Origin of the sequence: Halosimplex litoreum (assembly GCF_016065055.1) — an archaeon.
In the GTDB taxonomy this organism is placed as follows: Archaea; Halobacteriota; Halobacteria; order Halobacteriales; family Haloarculaceae; genus Halosimplex; species Halosimplex litoreum.
In genome coordinates this window covers 894,469-911,691 of the sequence record NZ_CP065856.1, presented here as the reverse complement: position 1 = coordinate 911,691, position 17,223 = coordinate 894,469, and the positions used below count along the sequence as shown (strand labels likewise).

The window sequence follows — 17,223 nt, the reverse complement described above, 5'->3', positions numbered from 1 at the left end:
CATCTTTGATTAGGGGATGTTACGACTCGCCCTCTAATTCCGATGCCCGTGTCATATCCATCCCTCCAACCATCTTCTTGTCCTGTCTCTCGGACCGACTCAGTTCGTCCAAGACTCGCCGTCGAAACTTCTCGGGGTTCGCGCCGATATTGACAGGGACGTTCTTTTCGCCTCTCACGTTGATACCGATCTGCCCCGACTCCATCTCCTTGATGTCGACATACACTTTCTCGCCCCAGGACCACAGCACTCGGGGAAAGCTCAAACCCGTCTTCCCAACCACTTGATAGTCGGTTTCTTTCGCTTTCGACAAACCCTCTGTTTGTCGTACCGCTCTCGCACACCGCTCTCTCGCCTCCGACCGCGAACAGTCTAATAACACGTCGGGCATATACGATACAGTCGTATCATTACACAATAAACTTCTCCCACGGGAAATTGACCGATTTTCGACGGAATCATCGGCGTATATCGCATATTTGGCGAGTTATAGTCGTCGCTCGGACCGATAGCGATCCCCTCCCCCATGTCCGATATGGACCGTTCCAAGACCTATCTTTGGCAGGGTATGTCTCTACGGACCACTATCGCCCATCTCACTGTCGGACGACGGCGTCAACCAACGCGCGCTCGTATGCCATGCACACACTGCATTTCCCTCGAAGGCAGTAGATGTTAGTTGAGTTTCGCCCGACATACGTGGGTAACTCGCCTTCACAAGAGTACGCCTTTATTATATCCTACATCGCTGTGTGCATATTCTAAAGTTAGTGTAGGGGATAGTATCCACTTGTTCACTTGCTACTATTTACTTGCGGGTTCCTTGTAGAATTGCAATGGCGACGAAAGCGAACACTGACGACACGAATGGTATCGACGACAGCCGACTCTCGACGGACGCCGTCGAACAGCTCTATCCGTCTCGGTTCATGGACAATCAAGAGCTTGTCGGCGAATGGTTCCTGATTGACGGAACGAATGGGACGCTCGCCGAGTGCATAGACATTGACGACGGGATCGTCACCTTCGCAGACGAATTTGGTCAGAAGTACCTTCTTCGCCGAGACATGGTCGGTATCTCCGCCTCGATGGTTCGGGGACGCTTCGATCCCCGAACCCCCACGGGCGAGTAAGCAGAAGACGCTTTTAGTCCTCGTCGACTGTCCAATATAGCGAATTACCGACCGTTTCTTTCTCGACTAATTCACGTTCTTCCATAGCGTGCAGTCGTTCATACGCAGACTGTCGTTTCACACCGACGTAGTCCGCTATATCCGTTGTCGCGTGGTTTCCATCTCGGATTGCATCGACGTATTCACTGTCATCATGGTGTTCGGGCATACCTCTTTGTTCGCCTTGTGGGTACTTGAATCCTTACATGCGACAGGATTAAGTGGATGCCCTTCGTTGGTTGATGTAACTCATCGGCGTATTGCGTCTCGCAGAAAGCGCCCGTGCGCCAACACGGACGCCGATGGGTTGGACCACAACCCATGTCCGAGTTTGCAACGACGGCACTTGACGGTGTCGTCACGGCCGAGGGTGTAGAGACGATAGACGATAGGACCGTTCGAGCCCTCACGGAGTGCATGACTGTTCTCCCGATGGGCGGGGACGTGTTCGAAGTAGTTTCTGAGTCGGGAAGTAGTTACAGAGTCGATGCCCGTCGGGACATCTGTGACTGTCCTGATTACGAATACAGGGACGACATTGACCGTTGTAAGCACGTTCGCCGAGTCGCTTTCGCAATGGGCGAACAGACGGTTCCCTCCTGGGTTGAACGAGACGCCGTCGACCCACAGATAGGGGAACACACCGATGGCGAAGGCCCACGGTTCGCCAACGAACAATCGCCCATCGCCGACGGCGGGAGTCGGGCAACGGAGACGATGGCGGACGGGGAACAGTCGGACGACGACTGTAACGAGTGTAATGAACTTCCTGATGGATGCCCGTGTTTCGACTGCTACCGTGACGGTGCTACCTTCGAGGAGGGGATCTGAATGGCCCTCGAACACCCCTCGCCCACCTGCGGGGACATCGGAGACGGGGGAGAAGGATACTGCGAGGATCCCATGCACGGTGAGGGTTGCGACTGTGGAGCCGATCCTGACGCCTACGAGGTGTACTGACTCATGCACCTCCCATCCATCCACCGTGATGAATACTCGATTGATTACGAGCGCGACGATGTGACCCACGGAGACACGCTATACTATGCACCTGATGGAACCATGTTGTCCGTTACAGCCATCTCACGAACACTCATCAATCTCCGAGTGGTAGGGGACGGCTCAACCATGACGATCCACAGAGACGACGTAACGGACAATCTATACACCGACTTCTTCCCTGTCGAACGGATGTAATCCGAAGCGTCTGTTTATTATCTTGCGTGGAGACGGGTCCGTAGGTGGTGAACAACCAAATGATGATTCTCGAAGCGATTATCGTGATTGCTGTATTCATCGATTTGTTCGAGCGGACGACGTGAACGACGGTTTTACAAATCCTCAGAACATACTATAGGTCAAGCCGACAGAACGAACCACTCAGACACTTGGCAGAAACGGCAATTGAAAAAGCCAACTGCCTCGCCCTCCTTAGACTGGTGATCGTGGAGGGATGGTCCCGTGATTGGGACTGATGTACTACATCCATAGATGGGTGCCTTGGGGAACCAACCCCGAGACGAGTGGTCGACGTTGGAAGCCCCATTGTTGGAACAACACAGTGGGCACAAATCCGTCAAGGAACCAATCCCGATCCGTTCCTTGATGGTGATTGTTGGGGGAGAGTATATCTTTTACAACAGTACGTTGTACAACGATTCGTTTATCGACTCACTATTGGCGACAGGCGGTTGCCCTCATCAATCAGGCAGGGCAATGTTCACTACCTCATTCTTCGGACCACAGTATGAAACCGAAGAATCCTATGATGGATAACGCGACGAGAGTTTGTTTTGGGAGTGCTGAAATCGTCTCAATTATTGTAGTGACGGTTAACGCAGCCTGCTCAGCCCTCGAAACCTCTCCTTGAAAGATGATTGCTACCAGCCAGAGTATACCCATCACCACGGCAAGCTTCGATGCGGCCCGAACTACGCCCATAGTCAGAATACTACCTTTGCTTGAGTAATAAGTTTGGGAACAATCAGATGATTACATGGATAGCAATGCCCCCATCCCCCTCACTGTCGTTAGACTGTGAACGGTCGCGGTGTGTTGAGCCGCACAAAGGGCAGGCGGGTCAGTCGGGCGGTGCTGAGAGACTGACCGCAGACCCGACTGCGGCCAACCATCCGACCGTCCCTCTGCTGTCATTCCTCTATTTTCTCTGGAGTGGCGGATAGGAATGAGGGGGTTGACTAATCTCGGCTGAAAATAGCGGTAACTCTCTCGTCAGTTCGATTTCGTCAAATCGCAATACGTCGCCCCACCTCGCTCATTCGTAGATGGAATGAAATCGAACCGCGGACGAACCTTTAAGTGAGTACACTCACGTCTGGTCATTGCGCGATAGGAGGAAACTGAGTGGGCCAACGCGGATTTGAACCGCGGACCTCCCGGTTATCAGCCGAGCGCTCAACCTAACTGAGCTATTGGCCCGGTCGAACGCATCCATACCTTTCCGACGGGGGACTTTAACAGTTACCCTTCGGCGTCGATAGCCGCGCCGTGTGGCGGTTCTGTGGTACGGGTCCACAGGGTGTCGTCGACGGGGTCGCCAGTCAGTCGAACCCGCGGCGGTCGTCGCCGTCGCGGTCCTCGAAGTCGATGTCGTACGCGTCCTCGTCGAGGTCGTAGGCGTCGCCGTCGGAGGGGCCGGCGGGACCGGGACCCTGCCCACCGACGTTGGGCCCCTGGCCGCCGACGTTCGGGCCACCCTCGCCGCCGAAGGGGAACCCGCCGATGTAGACGTTGCCGGTGGCGAACCCGCCGCTTTTCTTGTCCATGTAGGGGACGAGTATCTTCTCGCGGACGAACCAGCGGACGGGTGCGCGGGTGAACGGGACGAGCAGCAGGATGCCGATCGCGTCCGTGACCAGGCCGGGCGTCAGCGTCAGCGCGCCCGCGACGAGCAGGAAAGCGCCGTCCAACAGTTCGTTCGTCGGGAGTTCGCCGACGGCGAGTTTCCGCTGTATCTCGCGGATGGTGTGGCGGCTCTCGGCGCGGACGAGCAACAGTCCGAGGAGGGCGGTCAGGACGACGAGGAGGATCGTCAGCGGGGCACCGATCTGTGTCGCGACGAAGACGAGAAACAGCGAGTCCAGCAGCGGCACCAGCAACAGCAACCCCAGATACCGGAGCATACCCCGACTTGTCTCCGACGACTCAAACACTTTTCGAGCGGGGTCGCCCCCGCCTTCGGCGTGACGTCTCTCGGGAGTGACTGCCGCGAGCGAGCCGCGGGCGAATGCTTCTCCTCGGAGTGCAATCACTCAGATGTAGTCCTGACCGCGGAAGTACGAGAGCATGACGAGCGCGACCAGCAACATGCCGACCATGACGGCGGGGTAGGCGTAGGGCCAGGCGAGTTCGGGCATGTTGTAGGGGCTCGACCCGAAGTTCATGCCGTAGACGCCGACGACGAAGGTGAGGGGGATGAAGATAGTCGCGACGACGGTGAGCACCTTCATCACCTCGTTGGTGGACTGGGAGAGGGTATTGAGGTAGATGTCTCGCGCGCCCGAGGCCAGGTCACGGTAGGTCTCGGTCAGGTCGACCAGCTGGACGAGGTGGTCGTACACGTCGCGGAAGTACTTCTCGGTCTCCTCGTCGATCTGGGCGGGGTCGCCTCTGGCGAGGACGCCGACGGCCTCGCGGGTGGGCCAGGCGAGCTTGCGAAAGGAGAGCAGCTCGCGGCGGACGCTGTTGATGGCTTCGAGCGTCTCGATGTTCGTCGAGGTGGTCACGGCGTCCTCGACGGTCTCGATATCGTCCTCGATCTCGTCGAGCAGGGCGAAGTACTCGTCGACGACCACGTCGAGGACGCGATAGGCGGTGAAGTCGGCCCCGCGGTGGAGCAGCCGCTCGTCGCCCGAGCGGACGGCCTGCCGGACGCGGTCGACCGGGTCCACGGGACCGGCCGAGAGGGTGACTAGCCAGTCGGGGCCGACGAAGACGCCGACCGGCACGTCCCGGATCTCCTCGTCGAAGGTGGTCTCGCCGCCACGGAGGGTGGCGCGCTTGACGACGACGAGCGTGTAGTCGTCGTACTCCTCGGCTTTGGGGCGGACACCGTTGCACACGTCCTCGACCGAGAGCGGGTGGATATCGAACGCATCGGCGACTCGCTCCATCTCGACGCGGTCGGCGTCGGCGACGTGGACCCAGGTCGTCCCGTCGGCGGCGCGGGCCGCGTCGAGGTCGTCGTACTCGGTGACCTCCTCGGCGCGGTAGACGAGCGCCGTCGTCACGGCTCGTCCTCCGGGAGTTTTGCCCGTCCGATCGCCGCGAGCGTAACCCCCACCATGACCGCGGTTACGGACAGCGACCGGCCCGGGTAGGGCGCCGCGACGCCGACCGCGTACCCAGCGGTGCCGACCGCCGTGAGCGCCAGGCCGAGCGAGAATGCCGCCCTCATGCACCCTCGGACGACCGCGAGCGACAAAAGCGTATTCGACCGCAGCACTCGGCCGCCGCCCCACTGCACCCCCCCGCGGGCGGGACAAGACACTTACCGAACCCCGCGGAGTGGGCGAGTGTATGGTCCACTGCCCTGAATGCGAGACCGAACTCGCCGCGAAGGAAGACGTCGAGTTCGTCGACATGGACGCGAAGATGGCCGGACTGTTCCGCTCCTCCAAGCGCTTCTACGTGGTCGGCTGTGCCGACTGCGGCGCCGCGATCGGCAGCGGCGTCGCCGGCGGCGGCGGCTAATCGCGGTTCGACAGGAACCGGACGCGACCGTCGCCGAGCCCGTCAGGCCGGCGGATGCCGGAGGCCGGCCAGCAGCGCGTCGACTCGCGAGCGCTCGTCGACCGCTTCCGGGTGGACGGCGACGACGGTCACGAAGTCGCCGTCGTGTTCGACCGTCGCGAGGTGGATCGTCGCGTTCGTCCGTACGCCACCCATCGACCGGGTGGCGGCGTACTCCGAGACCGTCCGGGACTCGCCGAGGAATTCGACCGAGCGGTTCGACCGGAACTCGACGTTCGCGAGGCCCGAAGAGGCGCCGACGAACCGGCGGACGAGCCCCTCGTCGGAGAGCGACCCGATGGGGTTGACCGAGGTCCCCGCGACCGTCGCGGCGGGCGACGTGAAGACGGTCGCACGCGCGAACTCGCCCTCGATGCCCTCGGCCAGCGCGACGGTGCGGTTGTACCGCCGGAGTTCGCTGGAGACGACGACCTGGCGAGTCTGGCCCCCGACGGTGACGTTCTGCGTGCTATTGGGCGAGGCGCTGTGCGCGAGCCGGTACTCGGTCTCCTCGAGCGTCGCGTCGTCGACCTCGGTCGCGTTCGCGGCGAACCCGAGCGGCGCGTCCCCCGTCAGAAAGCCGACGCAACCGGCGGTCGCCAGCAAGAGAACGAGCGCGACTCCGATACCGACCTCACGTGACCGTAACATGTCACCGACGTTATCGCGACGGGGGATAAACCCGCCGGCACGGGCCACGGTGCGACGGATCGGGTCCGGAGCGGACGGCAGCTACTCGAACCGGTAGGTCGGACCGTCGTCGCCGTCTTCGACCGCGACGCCGATGTGGTCGAGGCGGTCGCGGAGTTCGTCGGCGCGCTCGTAGTTGCCCGCCTCGCGCTCGCGTTCGCGCAGGTCGAGGACGAGTTCGGCCAGGTCCTCGGCGACCCGTACCTCGCCGCCGTCGGCCGTCCCGAACGAGAGACCGAACACGTCCCCACCGAGCTCCTCGAAGGCGTCGATGGCCCGCTTGAGTCCCGGGAAGTCGTAGCGGTCGCGCTCGTCGACGTGGGCGTTGACCGCCGACGCGAGTTCGAGCAGCGCCGCCATCGCCTCGCGGGTGTTCAGATCGTCGTTCATAGCCGCTTCGAAGTCCGCGCGGGCGGCGTCGACTGCTGCCGCGAGGTCCGAATCCGGGGCGTCCGAGTAGGCGTCGACGCTGTCGGCGGCCTCGACCGCTCGTTCGTAGCCGCGTTCGAGCTGCTCCCAGCGCTCCTCGGCCTCGGCGAGCGTCTCCTCGGAGAACGTCGGGTCCGCCGAGTAGACGGTGGAGACGAAGAAGGTCCGGAGGGTGTCGACACCGAACTCCTCGATGGCCCCGCGGGCGGTCGTGAAGTTCCGCAGGCTGGAGGACATCTTCTCGTCTTCGACCTGGACCATCCCGGTGTGGAGCCAGTAGCGCGAGAACTCCCGGCCCGTCGCGCACTCGGCCTGTGCGATCTCGTTTTCGTTGTGGGGAAAGACAAGGTCGGAGCCGGCGACGTGGATGTCGAAGGTCTCGCCGAGGTGGGTCGTCGACATCGCCGAGCACTCGATGTGCCAACCCGGGCGGCCTTCGCCCCACGGCGAGTCCCAGGTCTGCGCTTGTTCGGCGGCCGCTTCGGCGGGAGCCGCCTCGTCGTGGCGGTGTTGGGCGATATCGTCGGGGTCGACGCCGCCGGCCTTCCACAGCGCGAAGTCGGCGGGGTGGCGCTTCTCGGCGAGTTCGGCTTCGTCGCCCTGGACCTCCGACGCCTCGACGTCCTGGTTGGAGAGCTTGCCGTAGTCGTCGTCGGCGGTCACGTCGAAGTACACCGACCCGTCGGACTCGTAGGCGTAGCCCGCCTCGACCAGCGTCTCGACCATCGCGAAGATCTCGTCGACGTGCTCGGAAACCCGCGGATAGACGTCGGCTCGTTTGAGGTTCAGCGCGCGCATGTCCTCGATGAAGGACTCGGTGTAGTGGCGAGCGACGCTCTCCTCGTCGTCGCCGACCTCGCCGACGCGGGCGACGATCTTCTCGTTCACGTCGGTGAAGTTCTCGACGTGGCGCACGTCGTAGCCGAGGTACTCCAGCCACCGGTGGACCACGTCGGTGTGGGTCCACGTTCGGGCGTGGCCGACGTGGGCCGGGTCCGAGGTCGTCAGACCGCAGAGGTAGAGGGTGACCTGCTCGTCGTCGACCGGCTCGAACGCCTCGCGCTCGCCCGTGAGCGTGTTCGAAAGCTGGAGCGTCATTACCGGGAGTCTACGCGGCCCGGCGTTTCAAGCTGGCGGATGGGCGGCGGGCGATGCCGCGTACCTACGCCGCGAGGGCGTCGGTGGTGGGTTAGAGCCAGTTTTCGCCCATGTAAAAAACGTGGCCATCCGGGACGTCGACCCCGTAGTGTTCGAGCCGGTGGACGACTCGGTGGTCGACGTTCTCATCGGCGAGCACCGGGACGGTCATTCGAGGTCGTCGGGGCCGGTGACCGCCCGCCCGCGATTCGCCTCGATAGTCCGCTCGCGGTCGCGTTCGACTTCGCGCATCCGCTCGGGGTGTTCGTGGTAGTACGCGAGCGCGTGATAGACCGCGGCGATGTCGAGATTGTGCCGACCGGCGACCGTCTCCGGGTCGAGGTCGCCGTTTTCGACCCATTCGTGGACCGCACGTACCGTGATCCGGCTGTCCGCGATGTGCGGTTCGTCGTGAACGGCCGACTCCTCGTCGTCGACGATCCAGCGCGCCTGTGTAGCCATTACTATCTGATCGGTCGTCTTCCGAGTTGAATTGTCGGCCCCGTTCGCTCGACGAACTTACACCGCCAGCGCGTCCTCGACCGCGCGCACCGCGTCCGCCCCGTCGCGACGGCCGACCACCACGACCAGCGACCCGCCGCCGACCGCCGCGGCCTCGACGGCCACCCCGGCAGTTTCCAACCGACCGAGCACCTCCCGGAGCGCCGCGGCGTCGGCCTCGCCGCCGGCGGTGATCGCCGTCAGCGACCCCTCGTCGGGGACGAGCGCGAGATCGCCGACCGCCAGCAGGGCGTCGGCGGGGTCGCCCTCGCCGAGGCCGCTCTGCATGCTCACCGGCGGCGAGTCGCCGGGGCGGTCGTAGTCGGGGAGGTCCTCGGCGAAGCGGCGCAGGGCGGCGACGACCGGATCGGCCTCGCCGTCGACGTCGAGAAAGCGGGCGGCGGCGCTGTAGTTGACCACGCCCGCCCGGAGCGCGTCGTACAGGAACGGGTGGCGCCGGACGGCCGCGCGGGTGTCCGCGGCGAGTGTCATGCGCGTCTGGATGCGGACGACGATCAAAAAGTCACCGGGACGGCGGCCGGACGCGCCGGTCAGTCGAAGTACAGGGCGATGTGGTCCTCGTGGCTCGGGTCGGCGTCGGCCGGCACCGCATCGAACCAGGCGAGGTCGACCGCCTCGGGGTTGAACGCGGGGTGGTCCCAGTCGTCGGCGACGGTCGGGTCCTCGCGAAACGAGTCGGCGTCGCCGGCCAGCGACGCGCCGAAGTGGACCACCGGCGCTCGAAACGAGTCGTCGCTGTCCCCCTCCCGGTGAAACTCGTTGTATTCGACGAGTTCGGCCGCTTCGACGGTGACCTCGACGCCGGTCAGTGCCCCGACGGCCGACTCGGCGGCGCTCGCCCAGTCCTGGCCCGGGTCCACCTCGCCGCCGGGCGGGGACCAGTTGTCTCCTCCCTGGAGGAGGACCGCGCCGTCGTCGCGAGTGACGCCGACCAGCACGACCCCGTCGATCCGCTCGTATCGGTCGCGGAGCGCGTCGAACTGCTCGTCCGGGAACGCTCGCGTCCGTTCGTCGACCGTGACGCCGTCGCGGGCCGCGACCGTCTCCGGGTCCGGAGCGGTGACAGCAGTGTCGTCTTCCGACATCGGCTCGATACATCAGCCGAACCGCAATATTGTTTTCGAACTGTCATTCCTCGGTCGAGGGTCGGCGACTACCAACGACACCCCTAAGATGCGGGTTTCCCAAGGCGCGGGTATGGAAGCGCTCGTCATCGTCGCCCACGGCTCGCACCTCAACGCGGGGTCGAGCGCGCCGACGTTCGACCACGCAGACACCATCCGCGCGACTGGCGCCTTCGACGAGGTCCGCGAGGGCTTCTGGAAGGAGGAACCCTCCTTCCGCGAGGTCCTGCGGACCGTCGAGAGCGACGAGGTGTACGTCGTCCCCCTGTTCATCTCCGAGGGGTATTTCACCGAGGACGTCATTCCGCGGGAGCTGCGCCTCGACGGCTGGGACCCCGATGCCTGGGATTCCGACGGTACCAGCGCCACTCACGCGACGCTCCGACCGACCGACGTGGACAAGACGGTCCACTACTGCGGCCCCGTCGGCACCCACGAGGCGATGAGCGACGTGATCGTCCGCCGCGCCGAGTCGGTGACCGGCGACCCCGACGTTGGCGAGGGGTTCGGCCTCGCCGTCGTCGGTCACGGCACCGAGCGCAACGAGAACTCCGCGAAAGCTATCGAGTACCACGCCGACCGCATCCGCGAGATGGACCGGTTCGACGAGGTAGAGGCGCTGTTCATGGACGAGGACCCCGAGGTCGACGACGTGACCGACTTCTTCGACAGCGAGGACGTGGTCGTCGTGCCCCTGTTCGTCGCCGACGGCTACCACACCCAGGAGGACATCCCCGAGGACATGGGGCTCACGGAGGATTACCGCGAGGGGTGGGACACGCCCGCCGAGGTCGACGGCCACCGGATCTGGTACTCCGGCGCGGTGGGGACCGAGCCGCTGATGGCCGACGTGGTGCTCGAACGGGCCGCCGACGCGGGCGCCGACGTGGCCGACGCCGTCGAGCGCGTGCGAGCGGAGACCGGAAGCGCGGAGCCGGCCGACGACTGAGCAGGGCGAGGCCGACCGGTCAGGAACCGTTGCCGTCCGTGTCGTCGTCGGCGAGCGCCGCTCGGATCTCCCGGAGGGAGTTGATGCCGTACAGCCCGAGCGCGATCCACGCGATCGAGAACACGACGCCGAGCACGGCGAACGCGAGGCCGAGGGTGGTTTCGTCGATTGCGACCATTGCACTCGACCCTACCGCGCCGAACCAATTAAGATGGTAGCCGCGGCTTCACCGAGTGAAGTCCAACGCCCGGTTTGACGCTCCGAGCGGACGGTGATTACGTGTGGATGAGGACACCGATATCGACACCGTGGCGTCGCTGCTGGGCGACGACTGCGCTCGGACGATCCTCGAAGCCACGGCCGCAGAGGCGCTCTCGGCGACGGAACTCGCCGAGCGCTGTTCGGTGTCCGGCCCGACGGTCTACCGCCGACTGGAGACACTGCGCGAGGAAGAGCTGGTCGCCGAGCAGACCCGCGCCGGCGAGGACGGCCACCACTACAAGGTGTACACGGCGACCCTCGACCGCGCCGTCGTCGACCTCACGGAGGACGGGTTCGAGATACGGCTCACCCGCCGCGGGCGGATGGCCGACCGGTTCACCGAGTTCGTGGAGGACCTGAGATGAGCGTTCCACTGCCCGATGCGCCCGAACCGGTCGCACCGCTGCACTTCGCGGCGACCGCCGAGGGGCTGATCCCAGGGATCACGACCGCCGTCATCGCGATCCTCGGGTTCGCCGTCGGCTACGTCGCCTACCGCGGGTACCGCCGCAACGAGAGCCTCCCCATGCTGTTCGTCGCCGCGGGCTTCTTCCTCGCGTTCTGGACGCCGGGCGTCCTGTTCGGCGGGTTCGCCGCCCTCGACGCGGTCGCGACGTTCGCACCCGGACTGCGGTCGACCGTCCGCACCGCGCTCGCGCTGGCCGCCGACCTCGCGACGATCGTCGGCCTCTGTTGCATCCTCTACGGGCTGTGGATGCCCCGGCGGTGAGCGACGGGATACCGACGGGGCGACTCCGGCACGGTCCCAGACTCTGCGACCGACGGCGGGTTTTTAAGCCGCCGACGGTCCACGGGCCGGTGTGAGCGACGATCGCGACGAGGCGGAGTTACTCGCGCTCCTCGAAGACGAGTACGCCCGCGCGATCCTCGCAGCCACGAGTGCCAAACCCATGCCAGTAGATACGCTCAGCGACCGGTGCGACGCGTCCGAGTCGACGATATATCGGCGCGTCGACCGTCTGAAAGAACACGACCTCGTCGAGGAACAGACGGAGTTCGACCCCGGCGGCCACCACTACAGCGTCTACGCCTCTCGACTCAGAGGCGTCAACGTCACCTTCGAAGACGGCGAGTGGTCGGTCGAACTGGACCGCCGTCCGGCGTCCGAGGAAGACGTCGCCGACCGCTTCACCAGGATGTGGCAGGACCTATGATCTGGGGGTACACTGCCGCGCAGTTCGGCGCAGTGCTGGTCTCGCTCGGCTCCACCGTACTGGGCCTCGTCGTCGGCTACCAGGCCTACCGGGGCTTTCGTCGCAACGACAGCCGATCGATGCGCTACCTCTCGGTCGGTCTCGTCCTGCTGACCGCCGTGTCGTTCTCGCTCGCCTTCTTCGGGACGCTCCTGCTCCGGTTGCAGGTCCTCCCGGCCGCGGTCGGCGACCCGCTCAGACTCGTGGTCAGGCTCCTCCAGTTCGCCGGCCTCGCGTTCATCACCTACTCGCTGTACAGCCGACCGTAGGCCACTGGCACTCGTGGTCGGAACGCTCACCGGACCCCCGTCACTCGCAGGTCATCGAGACGGCGATCTCGACGAGCGTCTCGCGCGACGCGGGGCCGACAACCCTGTACGTCACTCCCTCGCAGCGCCAGGTGAGCAGCCGCTCGTCGAGCACCTCGCTAATCCGTCCCTCGCGACCCGCGATGTCGACGCGTTCGCCGCTCTCGTTCGCCGGCGTCGGCGGAATAGCGTCCGGCTCTTTGCTGACCAGCAGCATCGCCGAGCCGTTCGTGTACCGGATCGAGACCGTCTCGTTGCCGCGGTAAGTGGTCAGACTCCCGCTCTCGAAGCGGTACCGTGCCGGAACGTTCGGGTCGGGAACCTCGATGTCGGTCGCCGCCGCGAGCGACTCGCGGGACTCGAAGGACCGACTCTCGTAGGTCGACTCGACGACGGTCGCGTTCGCCGGTGGGTCGAACTCGAAGGTGCCCGGTGGGACGTCCGGGTTGAACGTGACGTTGCGGTAGGTAGTCGTAACGACGGTCCGGTCGTCGCCGACTGATACCGAAGTCGTGGACCGGATCGGATAGTACCACTCGGTGTCGAACCACAGCTCGACGGTGCCGATAGCGGAGTCGTTTCTCAGTGGTTCGATCGTGACTGCGTAGGTCTCCCGACCGGCCACGGTCTCGGTGCCGTTGTACGTCAGCGAGACGTTACCGTAGAACGACAGCGACCCGGCGACCGGCGAAGAACCGCCTCCGCCGGCCGCAGGGACGACCGGCAGCTGAGAGATCTCGGCCGGCGTCGACTCGTCGGTAGCACTCGCCCGTAATCGTTCGAAGACGGTCACGTAGGACTCGAACGAACTGTTCCGACTCTCTGCCGAGGTGTTCAGGTCGAGGATCCGAACCCGGTTCGCCGACCGGTTGTACAGCCAGGTCCGAGAGCCGTTCGAGACCGTCAGCGTCTCGTCCGACCCGGATACGACTCGGCTTCTCGATTCGCCGGTGTCGAGGCGAGCGATCGTGTGGCTGCGCGAAGCGTTCACGTCGCTGCTGCCGTTCAGGTCGTAGACGACCGTCGCCTCGAGCGCGTCCAGTGATTCGAGTCGCTGTTCGACCGCTGCTCCGTCGGGGAGACCGTCGCCACCGCCCGTCACGGCGCACCCCGCCGACACCGCCGCGAGCGCGACGACTGCCAGCAGCGCGAGACGGTGGACGGAGCGCTCGGAGATGGAGGGCGTACGCATCGTATCGGGCTATCCGCACGTCCGGTGGTAAAACGTTCGGGAGGGCAACTGGCGCCAGTGGGGACCGGGTCGATGGTCGTCGGGTCGATCCGAGGGGCGGTGGTGACGGTCACGGGGCGCCGACGCCGGGTAGCCGGGGCGTCAGGGGCAACCGATCGACTCGGCGACCGTCAGCAGCGTCCCGCGGTCGACGTCGCCGGTGACGCTCAGACGACCGTCGTCGCAGGTCCACTGAACGCTGCCGGTCTCGCCGATGGAGACGTATCGGCCGTCGTGGTCGCCGACGGAAACGGACTCGCCGCGGTCGGAGGGCGGCCCCGCCGCGTCGGGCGCGTGCGTGACCGACACCGACGCGGAGCCGTTCGAGTACTGCATCGAGACGGCGCCGTCGATGGTCGACCCGCTCTCGAAGTCGAACCCGTCGGGCACCTCTGGGTCCGGCACGGTCGCGTTCGCCGACGCGACCAGTTCGGAGCGCGTCTCGAACGTTCGGAGGTCGACAGAGTTACGCTCGACGGTGGCGTTCGCGGGCGGCTCGTAGGTGAACCGCGCGTCGTCGATTCCGGGGTTGATCGTCAGGTCGTCGTAGTGGACCGTGGCGGTGACGTTCAGCTCGCCGGACGTCGCGTAGCGGACCTGCACCGGGAATCGCTTCTCCGTGTCGACCCACATCGTGACGTTGCTCGTGATTCGGTCGTCGCTCTCGTTGCCGGGGAGGAGCCGGACTTTCCAGACGGACTGGCCCTCGAGTTGGACCTCGCCGTCGTAGACGACCGACCGGTCTTCGACGAGCCGGCTCAGCTGCCCGCCAATTCCGGCGCCGGTCGAGTCGGGGATCGTGACGTTCGTTCGAGTCGCCAGGTTCTCGCTGGCGTCGTAGTACCAGGTGACGTCGTCGCCGACGACGGTCACGTCACCGGCCTGACGCTCCGGCGAGAGCGCCTCAGAACGACTCTGTCCGGTGTCGGGCCGGATCCACACCTCGGCGCGGCTCGTCTGGGTCTCGCCGTCGACGGTGACGGTATTCGTTCGAGTGGCGCTGAACCCGTCGATGTCGTTCATTCGCTGTTCGACTCTGTCTGCGACGGCCGCTTGCTGGCCGTCGCCGAGCGGACCGGTCGCAGCGGAACACCCGCTCAAGACGACTGCCGCGGCCAGGAGGAGGCCGAGCGCGGAGGGTCGGAGGTCAGTAGGGACCATGCACTCTCTCCTACCCGCGGACCGTACTTAGGGTCCGACGCAGTTCTGTCGACCCGGCGAGTCTGGGAAAGGTTTATGAGTGTCGGATCACCGGTAGTGACAGACCAGTTCTCCATCGTCGACGACGAGCACCCCCGATTCGACGAGGTACGGGCCGGCAGAGAGCGTCCTGTTCGACAGTCGCCAGCGGACGCGCCCGTCGGAAGGGGCGACGGCGGCGAGCCCCGCCGAGGAATCGACGTAGACGCCCTCGGAATCGGCGGCCACGCGGCCCTGATAGTCGGGTCGGTCCAGCCCGGGACGGTTCCGACCGGATCGACGGTCGTCCGGGATCGCCCACCGCAGGTCGCCCGAGCGGTCGTACGCACGGAGCTCGGCGTCGAACGCGCAGTAGGCGGCGTCGGTCGTCACCGCGAACCGGCCGACCCGGTCGTCGGTTATCCACCGGGATTCACCCGTCGAGCCGTCGAGCGCGGCCAGTCCGGTTCCGCTCGACGCGAAGACCTCGCCGTCGACGACCGAGAACCGGCGCGCGTCGACCTCGGACCGGGCCCAGCGTCGCCGGCCGCTCGGGTCGACGCAATGGACGGTCCCGCCGACCGAGCAGAGCACCGCGTCGGCGCTCGCGGCGACGACCGGGTCGAACCCGACGTCGGCACCGCCGAGTTCCGGCTCCAGGTCGACCCACCACCGTTCGACGCCGTCGGAGCAGGCCACGAGCGCTCCCGACTCGGTGAGACCGTACGCCCACTCGCCGGCGACTCCGAGCGCGAGCAGGGGCTCGTCCACCGCGAACCGCCATCGCCTCCCGTCGGCGCCGTACCGGACGACCGTCCCGTCGAACCCCACCGCGGCGCCGCCGTCGCCGACCGCGTGACACGAGAGGTCGGCGTCGAGGTGGTCGCTCCACAGCTGGGTGCCGTCCGCCGTCGAGTAGGCGGTGACCCGACCGCCCGAGACCCACTCCTCGCGGTCGATGTCGAAGCTCGTCGTCGAGTCGGCGACGGTCACGACCAGCCCGTCGGTCACCTCGAGCGCCCCCGTCGGGAAGCTGGCGAAGTTGCCGCTCGCCCGCCACCGGACGTCCCCGCCGCCCGGTCGGTAGCCACAGCCCGCCAGCCCGCCGCCGAGCCCGAGGCCGAGCGCACCACCGGTACGCCTGAGAAACCGCCGTCGGGAGGTCACGCCCGCTCACCCACCATCTCCTCCAGCCGCTGGACGCGCTCTTCGGTCGAGGGGTGCGTGGCGGGGAAGATGTCGCTGGAGAGCAGTTCGCGCTCCTCGCCGAACTGGTAGGTGTCGACTGGCGCGACGTACAGCGCTTCGAGCCCGCCGTCGATCGCTCGCAGATCCCGGTCGGGCGCGTCGCTCATCTCGTCGTCGACGACCCGCAGAGCCGATGCGAGCGCGGCGGGGTCGCCGGTGAGCGCAGCGGCGCCGCGGTCGGCCGCGTGCTCGCGGTACTGCGAGAGCACGCGAAAGAGGAGGAAACTCGCCAGCCAGAACATGACCGAGATCGCCAGCGTGACGAGTGCGCTGACGACCAGCACGGCGATGGCGACGACGACCCCCTTCGCGCCGTCGCCGTCCACGTCGTCGAGGCCGCCGCCGACGTAGAAGACCCCTTTGAGGACGTAGAACGCCGCGATCGCGACGAAGTAGGTGAGCGACGGGAGGAAATAGGAGAGGGACATCACGGCCACGTCGCGGTTGCGGACGTGGGCGATCTCGTGGGCCAGCACGGCGTCGAGTTCGTCGTCGCCGAGCGCGTCGAGCAGCCCTTCCGTGACGACGACCGTCGCCTTCGAGGGGCGGGCGCCGACTGCGAAGGCGTTGGGGACCGACGAGCGGCTGACGGCGACCCGTGGGGTCGACGCGTCGGCCACCTGCGCGAGGCGGTCGACGCGGGCGACTAGGTCGGGATAGTCCTCGCGGTCGACGCGGCGGGCGTCGACCGACCGCAGCGCCACGGCGTCGCCGAGGGCGAACTGGGCGACGAAGCCGACGGCGACGGCACCGACCGCCAGCAGCGGGTTCACGTAGAACCGGCCGTTCCAGGGCTCTTCGGTCGCCCACGCGAGCAGTTCGACGCCGACGGTGTTGGCCGCGAAGACGAACGCGTAGACGAACGCCACGGGGAGGACGGCCACGAGCGCCAGGGCGAGGGCCATCCGGGCCGTCAGCCCGCGGTCGGGTTCCCACTCCATGGGGGTCACCTCGGTGGTCGTCGGTGCGTCCGCGGTCGGTCGCGTCGGGTGTCGCGTGGAGGGCGA

24 protein-coding genes and 1 tRNA gene are annotated in these 17,223 nt (G+C 65.7%); 8 read left to right on the top strand and 17 right to left on the bottom strand.

Annotated elements, in window-relative coordinates; all coding sequences use genetic code 11:
* Window positions 1-19: 19 nt before the first annotated feature.
* Window positions 20-391 (bottom strand): hypothetical protein, encoded by a 372-nt coding sequence (locus I7X12_RS04455; protein WP_198062665.1) that lies wholly within the window; start codon window positions 389-391, stop codon window positions 20-22.
* A 445-nt stretch (window positions 392-836) separates the two neighbouring features.
* Here I7X12_RS04455 and I7X12_RS04450 point away from each other — a divergent pair, with 445 nt between their 5' ends.
* On the top strand, window positions 837-1,133 hold the full coding sequence (locus tag I7X12_RS04450; RefSeq protein WP_198062664.1) for a hypothetical protein: 297 nt from the start codon (window positions 837-839) through the stop codon (window positions 1,131-1,133).
* Window positions 1,134-1,146: 13 nt separating this feature from the next.
* Here the strand turns inward: I7X12_RS04450 and I7X12_RS20840 are convergent, their stop codons facing one another.
* Window positions 1,147-1,341 carry a helix-turn-helix domain-containing protein gene (locus I7X12_RS20840; RefSeq protein WP_198062663.1) on the bottom strand — a complete coding sequence of 65 codons (195 nt, stop codon included), beginning with the start codon at window positions 1,339-1,341 and terminating at the stop codon, window positions 1,147-1,149.
* Window positions 1,342-1,493: 152 nt separating this feature from the next.
* On the opposite strand from I7X12_RS20840, the gene I7X12_RS04440 reads away from it, so the two are divergent.
* Window positions 1,494-2,003: a hypothetical protein gene (locus I7X12_RS04440; RefSeq protein WP_198062662.1), complete on the top strand. Its 510-nt coding sequence runs from the start codon at window positions 1,494-1,496 to the stop codon at window positions 2,001-2,003.
* A gap of 897 nt (window positions 2,004-2,900) precedes the next feature.
* On the opposite strand, the gene I7X12_RS04435 is transcribed toward I7X12_RS04440, so the two are convergent.
* The 5 genes from I7X12_RS04435 to I7X12_RS04415 all read right to left on the bottom strand — a co-directional run bounded on the left by I7X12_RS04435 (window position 2,901) and on the right by I7X12_RS04415 (window position 5,589).
* The gene (locus tag I7X12_RS04435; RefSeq protein WP_198062661.1) at window positions 2,901-3,113 is read right to left on the bottom strand and encodes a hypothetical protein; all 213 of its coding nucleotides are present in this window, start codon (window positions 3,111-3,113) and stop codon (window positions 2,901-2,903) included.
* A 424-nt stretch (window positions 3,114-3,537) separates the two neighbouring features.
* Window positions 3,538-3,611, bottom strand: a tRNA-Ile gene (locus I7X12_RS04430).
* A gap of 122 nt (window positions 3,612-3,733) precedes the next feature.
* Window positions 3,734-4,315 carry an FxsA family protein gene (locus I7X12_RS04425; protein ID WP_198062660.1) on the bottom strand — a complete coding sequence of 194 codons (582 nt, stop codon included), beginning with the start codon at window positions 4,313-4,315 and terminating at the stop codon, window positions 3,734-3,736.
* A gap of 129 nt (window positions 4,316-4,444) precedes the next feature.
* Window positions 4,445-5,422 (bottom strand): magnesium/cobalt transporter CorA, encoded by a 978-nt coding sequence (gene corA / locus I7X12_RS04420; protein ID WP_198062659.1) that lies wholly within the window; start codon window positions 5,420-5,422, stop codon window positions 4,445-4,447.
* Window positions 5,419-5,589, bottom strand: coding sequence for a hypothetical protein (locus I7X12_RS04415; RefSeq protein WP_198062658.1), 171 nt, complete (start codon window positions 5,587-5,589; stop codon window positions 5,419-5,421). Before I7X12_RS04415 ends, corA begins: the two co-directional genes overlap by 4 nt.
* A gap of 122 nt (window positions 5,590-5,711) precedes the next feature.
* Between I7X12_RS04415 and I7X12_RS04410 the strand changes: the two genes are divergently transcribed.
* Window positions 5,712-5,885 (top strand): hypothetical protein, encoded by a 174-nt coding sequence (locus I7X12_RS04410; protein ID WP_198062657.1) that lies wholly within the window; start codon window positions 5,712-5,714, stop codon window positions 5,883-5,885.
* Window positions 5,886-5,927: 42 nt separating this feature from the next.
* Here the strand turns inward: I7X12_RS04410 and I7X12_RS04405 are convergent, their stop codons facing one another.
* The 5 genes from I7X12_RS04405 to I7X12_RS04385 all read right to left on the bottom strand — a co-directional run bounded on the left by I7X12_RS04405 (window position 5,928) and on the right by I7X12_RS04385 (window position 9,787).
* Window positions 5,928-6,575, bottom strand: coding sequence for a DUF6517 family protein (locus I7X12_RS04405; RefSeq protein ID WP_198062656.1), 648 nt, complete (start codon window positions 6,573-6,575; stop codon window positions 5,928-5,930).
* 81 nt (window positions 6,576-6,656) lie between these two features.
* Window positions 6,657-8,141, bottom strand: coding sequence for a cysteine--tRNA ligase (gene cysS, locus I7X12_RS04400; protein ID WP_198062655.1), 1,485 nt, complete (start codon window positions 8,139-8,141; stop codon window positions 6,657-6,659).
* Window positions 8,142-8,348: 207 nt separating this feature from the next.
* Window positions 8,349-8,642 (bottom strand): DUF433 domain-containing protein, encoded by a 294-nt coding sequence (locus tag I7X12_RS04395; protein ID WP_198062654.1) that lies wholly within the window; start codon window positions 8,640-8,642, stop codon window positions 8,349-8,351.
* A gap of 57 nt (window positions 8,643-8,699) precedes the next feature.
* Window positions 8,700-9,173: a DUF7523 family protein gene (locus tag I7X12_RS04390; RefSeq protein ID WP_198062653.1), complete on the bottom strand. Its 474-nt coding sequence runs from the start codon at window positions 9,171-9,173 to the stop codon at window positions 8,700-8,702.
* A 59-nt stretch (window positions 9,174-9,232) separates the two neighbouring features.
* The gene (locus I7X12_RS04385) at window positions 9,233-9,787 is read right to left on the bottom strand and encodes an NUDIX domain-containing protein (RefSeq protein ID WP_198062652.1); all 555 of its coding nucleotides are present in this window, start codon (window positions 9,785-9,787) and stop codon (window positions 9,233-9,235) included.
* A gap of 112 nt (window positions 9,788-9,899) precedes the next feature.
* Here I7X12_RS04385 and I7X12_RS04380 point away from each other — a divergent pair, with 112 nt between their 5' ends.
* Window positions 9,900-10,775 (top strand): CbiX/SirB N-terminal domain-containing protein, encoded by an 876-nt coding sequence (locus tag I7X12_RS04380; RefSeq protein WP_198062651.1) that lies wholly within the window; start codon window positions 9,900-9,902, stop codon window positions 10,773-10,775.
* 19 nt (window positions 10,776-10,794) lie between these two features.
* Here I7X12_RS04380 and I7X12_RS04375 read toward each other — a convergent pair whose 3' ends face one another.
* Window positions 10,795-10,953: a hypothetical protein gene (locus tag I7X12_RS04375; RefSeq protein WP_198062650.1), complete on the bottom strand. Its 159-nt coding sequence runs from the start codon at window positions 10,951-10,953 to the stop codon at window positions 10,795-10,797.
* 103 nt (window positions 10,954-11,056) lie between these two features.
* Between I7X12_RS04375 and I7X12_RS04370 the strand changes: the two genes are divergently transcribed.
* The 4 genes from I7X12_RS04370 (at window position 11,057) to I7X12_RS04355 (ending at window position 12,519) form a co-directional block, all read left to right on the top strand.
* Entirely contained in the window at window positions 11,057-11,401 is a 345-nt protein-coding gene (locus tag I7X12_RS04370; protein WP_198062649.1) for an ArsR/SmtB family transcription factor, read from the top strand.
* Window positions 11,398-11,766 carry a DUF7521 family protein gene (locus I7X12_RS04365; RefSeq protein WP_198062648.1) on the top strand — a complete coding sequence of 123 codons (369 nt, stop codon included), beginning with the start codon at window positions 11,398-11,400 and terminating at the stop codon, window positions 11,764-11,766. Before I7X12_RS04370 ends, I7X12_RS04365 begins: the two co-directional genes overlap by 4 nt.
* Window positions 11,767-11,857: 91 nt before the next feature.
* Window positions 11,858-12,211 carry an ArsR/SmtB family transcription factor gene (locus I7X12_RS04360; RefSeq protein WP_198062647.1) on the top strand — a complete coding sequence of 118 codons (354 nt, stop codon included), beginning with the start codon at window positions 11,858-11,860 and terminating at the stop codon, window positions 12,209-12,211.
* Window positions 12,208-12,519 carry a DUF7521 family protein gene (locus tag I7X12_RS04355; RefSeq protein ID WP_198063784.1) on the top strand — a complete coding sequence of 104 codons (312 nt, stop codon included), beginning with the start codon at window positions 12,208-12,210 and terminating at the stop codon, window positions 12,517-12,519. Before I7X12_RS04360 ends, I7X12_RS04355 begins: the two co-directional genes overlap by 4 nt.
* 40 nt (window positions 12,520-12,559) lie before the next feature.
* Here I7X12_RS04355 and I7X12_RS04350 read toward each other — a convergent pair whose 3' ends face one another.
* From I7X12_RS04350 to I7X12_RS04335, 4 genes are all read right to left on the bottom strand, one after another.
* Complete coding sequence (locus I7X12_RS04350) at window positions 12,560-13,750, bottom strand: LolA family protein (protein ID WP_198062646.1); 1,191 nt, start codon at window positions 13,748-13,750, stop codon at window positions 12,560-12,562.
* 141 nt (window positions 13,751-13,891) lie between these two features.
* Window positions 13,892-14,950: a LolA family protein gene (locus tag I7X12_RS04345; RefSeq protein WP_198062645.1), complete on the bottom strand. Its 1,059-nt coding sequence runs from the start codon at window positions 14,948-14,950 to the stop codon at window positions 13,892-13,894.
* A gap of 87 nt (window positions 14,951-15,037) precedes the next feature.
* A complete protein-coding gene (locus tag I7X12_RS04340; RefSeq protein ID WP_198062644.1) occupies window positions 15,038-16,135 on the bottom strand; it encodes an outer membrane protein assembly factor BamB family protein in 1,098 nt (365 codons plus the stop codon).
* A complete protein-coding gene (locus tag I7X12_RS04335) occupies window positions 16,132-17,157 on the bottom strand; it encodes a M48 family metalloprotease (protein ID WP_198062643.1) in 1,026 nt (341 codons plus the stop codon). The genes I7X12_RS04340 and I7X12_RS04335 overlap by 4 nt, the downstream gene beginning before the upstream one ends.
* Window positions 17,158-17,223 lie beyond the last annotated feature (66 nt).